This window comes from Streptomyces sp. NPDC057543 (assembly GCF_042801895.1).
Taxonomy (GTDB): domain Bacteria; phylum Actinomycetota; class Actinomycetes; order Streptomycetales; family Streptomycetaceae; genus Streptomyces.
The window spans coordinates 1-4,016 of sequence record NZ_JBHVFF010000469.1 but is presented as its reverse complement, the minus strand read 5'-3'; the positions used below and the strand labels follow the sequence as shown (position 1 = coordinate 4,016).

Annotated in this window: 3 protein-coding genes and 2 pseudogenes; 2 read left to right on the top strand and 3 right to left on the bottom strand. The window is 69.2% G+C overall.

What is annotated here, in order from left to right:
• Nucleotides 1-99, top strand: a pseudogene (locus tag ACFU8Q_RS39900) (IS5/IS1182 family transposase); the annotation flags it as partial.
• A 9-nt stretch (nt 100-108) separates the two neighbouring features.
• Here the strand turns inward: ACFU8Q_RS39900 and ACFU8Q_RS39895 are convergent.
• Both ACFU8Q_RS39895 and ACFU8Q_RS39890 read right to left on the bottom strand, forming a co-directional pair.
• The gene (locus ACFU8Q_RS39895; RefSeq protein ID WP_384464665.1) at nt 109-789 is read right to left on the bottom strand and encodes a DUF4232 domain-containing protein; all 681 of its coding nucleotides are present in this window, start codon (nt 787-789) and stop codon (nt 109-111) included.
• 25 nt (nt 790-814) lie between these two features.
• A pseudogene (locus ACFU8Q_RS39890) lies at nt 815-1,411 on the bottom strand (hypothetical protein); the annotation flags it as partial.
• Nucleotides 1,412-1,858: 447 nt separating this feature from the next.
• Here ACFU8Q_RS39890 and ACFU8Q_RS39885 point away from each other — a divergent pair.
• Nucleotides 1,859-2,983, top strand: a complete 1,125-nt coding sequence (locus ACFU8Q_RS39885; protein WP_384464662.1) for an ISAs1 family transposase — start codon at nt 1,859-1,861, stop codon at nt 2,981-2,983.
• 27 nt (nt 2,984-3,010) lie between these two features.
• On the opposite strand, the gene ACFU8Q_RS39880 is transcribed toward ACFU8Q_RS39885, so the two are convergent.
• Nucleotides 3,011-4,016, bottom strand: a 1,006-nt coding sequence (locus tag ACFU8Q_RS39880; protein WP_384464659.1) for an alpha/beta hydrolase, incomplete at its 5' end; no start/stop codon positions are given.

Below are 4,016 nucleotides of genomic sequence, written 5' to 3'. Positions count from 1 at the left end.
AACCACCGCTACGAGCGCAAACCAGGAAACTACCTGGCCTTTCTCGGACTTGCCGCCGCCCTCTGCTGCTACAAACGGCTCCTCAAACTGACCATGTAGGACACGGTCTTAGCCGACCGTGAAGGCGCCGACCTTGAAGCTGTCGCCGCAGACGCTGAAGTAGCCGCCCGGCGAGCCGTCCGCCTTCAGCACGTTCACCGTGGTGTCCGGTTGCTTCGGCAGCCCGACCTTGACGGTGGACGCGCCCATCGGGCAGGTGTCGCGGGCGGTGCCCTCGGTGTTCAGATTGTTGTAGCCGATGTCCGCCGTCGCCGAGCCGCCCGCCGGGATGTCGACCGCGTCCGAGCCCTCCTCGGAGTTGTCCGCGGAGATCGGGCCAGCCTTGTTCTCGTCGTCGGTCGCGGTCACGGTCGTGGGACCGACGACCGTACAGGTGGCACCGGAGGTGTTGGTGAGCTTGAGGGTGCCGTTGGCCGCCTGCTGCTCGGTGGCCTGGTGATCGCTCATGAGGAACTTGATCGAGACCGTCTGGAGGGTGCAGGCCGCAGTGGCGCCGCCGCCCCCGCCCTTGGACGAGCTGCCGCCGCCGCTCGTGCTCGAGTTGCTCCCGGACGACGCCTTGGGCGAAGCCGCGGTCGAGTCCGACGCCGAGGCCGAGTCCGACGCGGGGGCGGACGAGCCGGCAGCGGCGTCGGCCTCGTCGCCGCTGTTGCAGCCGGTGAGCGCGAGCGCGGAAAGTGCGGCGAGCGCGCCGACGGCTGCTGTGCGGGTACGAGCACGAGTACGCATGAACTTCCTTCTTCTCCGTCAAAAACTAATAGCCAACTGAGAAGACAGGATGATCTACGAAACCGTACTGGTTGCATCTACCAGGTAAAGAATCACCAAGTCCACACCACCTTAGCCCGAGATCGTCGCCAATACCCCGCGCGGCCCGCTCCACTTCCGCGAACCCCAGGCAGAGCGGCGTGAATCCGAACCGCAGCACGTCAGGCGCACTGAAGCCGCCGACGACACCCTCCGCGATCAGACGCCCCATCACTTCACCGGCGTCCGCACACTGCCCCGCTCGGCATGGGCACCCGGCGTCACGACGTCGACCCGCCCTTCAGGTACGTACGCCCGCACGCACTCCACGAAGAGATCCGTCAGGGCGACGGACTTCGCGCGCACGGCGTCGACGGAGACATCCGGCCGCGACCACACCTTCAGGGCCGCCTCAAGCGCGAGCATGGACGGGATGTCCGGCGTCCCGACGCGCCCCCGCACGGCCCCGTCGGCAGGCGCGTACTGCGGCCGCATGCCGGAACGGCTCGGCGTGCGAGTTCCAGCCCAGCAGCGGCGAGTCGAAGGCCGCCTGGTGTTGCCGTCGCACATACAGGTACGCGAGTGAACCCGGCCCGCCATTTAAATCACCGGTATTGACCCTAGAGCTACCAACTGCCCCACAAAACCCTCCTCTGGCGATTGGTGGTGTCTCGTGTTTCCGCTGGCCGGCGGGTGTCTCGAGGCCCGGGTCCAGGGCTGGGAGGGTCCGGTGTAAGTGCGGGGCCCGGATCGGCTGCTCCCGACACTGTCCAGCGCGCCGAAGGTGAACGATGCGCGGCGCGCTGCCGCGGTGATGGCGCGGGTGGATTCAGTGCTTCTGACGTACACGGAGCGCGGCTGAGACGTACGGTGGCTGTGCTGATCAGCGAGCGGCTCATCATTCCTGGGGGGATGGCAGGGCCCCGGTAAAGTCCTTTGGTAGCTCTGTGACGTGGGGTTTTGCGGGCGGATGGGGTGCGCGGGCGTGTTCCGGTCGGGTTGGATGGAGGTTCCTACGCCGTCCGTCCGCCCAGGGAACAGCACCCGCGCTATGTCATCGTCTCTCATCTGTGCGCCTGCTCGCACGCTCGTTCCGGATCACGAGCTCCTCGTCGAGGTACTCGGCTGGCTGCCTGATCCGCGCTGTCGGCGCGGGGTCCGTCATCCGGTGGGTGCTCTGATCGCGGTCGCGGTGTGTGCGGTGCTGGCTGGTGCGCGGGGCTTCACGGCGATCGGGGAGTGGGCCCGGGACGCGGGGGCAGCAGCCATGACACGGCTGGGTCTGGAGCGGGGCTCGGTGGACGAGTCGACGCTGCGGCGCCTGTTCGCGAGGCTGGACGCGGACCGTCTCGACGTGCTCCTGGGGGCCTGGGCCGCGACGAGGTGCGCGCTCGTGGCGGGCCGACGGGTGATCGCGCTCGACGGCAAGACGGTGAGGGGTGCACGCGACGGTGACGCTTCGGCCCCACATCTGGTTGCCGCGCTCGCGCACGGTTCGGGAGCGGTAGTCGGCCAGGTCGCCGTGAGCGAGAAGAGCAACGAGATCCCTGCGGCCCGGGACCTGCTGGGTCTCCTCGATCTGCACGGAGCGGTGGTCACGATGGACGCGCTGCACACCCAGCACGACACCGCGACGCTTGTCATCGAGGCCGGCGCCGACTACATCATGGCGGTGAAGGCCAATCAGAAGTCGTTGTATAGGCGGCTCAAGGATCTGCCCTGGGCTCGGATACCCGCCGTCACCAGGACCGATCGCGGACACGGGCGCCGCGTGACCCGCACGGTCAAACCCGTCGACGTGCCCGCCTGGATCGAGTTCACCGGGGCCGCTCCGGTCGCCCAGCTGAGGCGCACCGTCACGAGGAAGGGCAGGCGGACGGTCGAGATCGTCTACCTGATTACCAGCGCGGATACCTGCACCGCGCCTCCGGAGGCCCTGGCCACATGGGTGCAGTCACACTGGGAGATCGAGAACCGCCTGCACTGGGTCCGCGATGTCACCTTCGACGAGGACCGCTCCCAGGTCCGTACCGGCAACGCACCCCGCGTCATGGCGAGCCTCCGCAACACCGCGATCACCCTCCTTCGACTTCACGGCCACCACAACATCGCAGCCGCCCTACGACACTACGCCCGAGCAACCGACCGCCCCATCGACCTCCTACTCACCGCGTGATCAACGACTTTGCCGGAGCCCTGGCCCCTAGACCGTGTCGGGAGTGCGCTGCTGGGTGGCCAGGACCCAGGCGGCGAAGGCCTCGACGCCGTCCACGACCGCTTCGAAGCGCGGGGAGTGGAAGACATCGAACGAGTGTTGCGCGCCCGGCAGTTCGGCGTAGACCACGGTGCTCTGCGAGACCTGGCGCAGCCGGTCCACGAAGTGCCGGGCGCCCTCGACGGTGCCCAGCGCGTCCTTGGTGCCGTGGGCGACCAGGAACGGCGGCGCACCCGGGCGGAGATAGCCCTGGGGCTGGGGCGGGGGCGGCGCCTCGTCGGGCGCCTCACCGAAGTAGTGGCCGTAGTAGCCGTAGAGGCAGATCGCGGCGGTCACCGAGGTGTCGGCCGACTCGAATCCGGGCTGGAACGCCGGGTCGTTCGGCGTGAGCGCGCACAGGGCCGCCATGTTGGAGCCGGCCGAGCTGCCCGCCACGAAGATCCTCGACGGATCGGCGCCGTACTCGGCACCGTGCTCGCGGACCCAGGCGACGACCTTCTTGGCGTCGATCTGGTGACCGGGGAACGTGGTCTGGGGCCGCAGCCGGTAGTTGGCGCTGATGCACACCCAGCCCTGGCTGGCGAGCCGGTACAGCAGGGGCCGCGCCTCGCGCCGCTTGTCCCCGCTGGTGTAGCCGCCGCCGTGGAAGTAGACCAGTACCGGCGCGTTGTGCGGCGTGCCGCCGCGGCGGCGGTAGACGTCGAGCAGATTCCGGCGCCCGGCGTCCCCGTAGCTGATGTTGGGGATCCGCTCCACGTCACGGCGCCGCATCATGCCCGGCAGCAGCAGGATGCGGGCCCAGGGCCGGTGGCGGCGCAGCGCGGTGCCGCGCACACGCTCCCGCCAGCCGGTCCCGAGGCCCTGATCGAGGGCTTGCCCGACCATCCGGTCCGAGCGCACGCCCCGCCAGGCGGAGACCGCCAGCCCGACGAAAGTGACGGCGGCCACCGCGGCCGTCACCTTGGCGCCCGTCGGCTCCAGATCGCCCTGGCCG

Coding starts and splice junctions, on each gene's coding strand:
- ACFU8Q_RS39895 (WP_384464665.1), bottom strand. CDS start 789: ATGCGTACTCGTGCTCGTACCCGCACAGCAGCCGTCGGCGCGCTCGCC.
- ACFU8Q_RS39885 (WP_384464662.1), top strand. CDS start 1,859: ATGTCATCGTCTCTCATCTGTGCGCCTGCTCGCACGCTCGTTCCGGAT.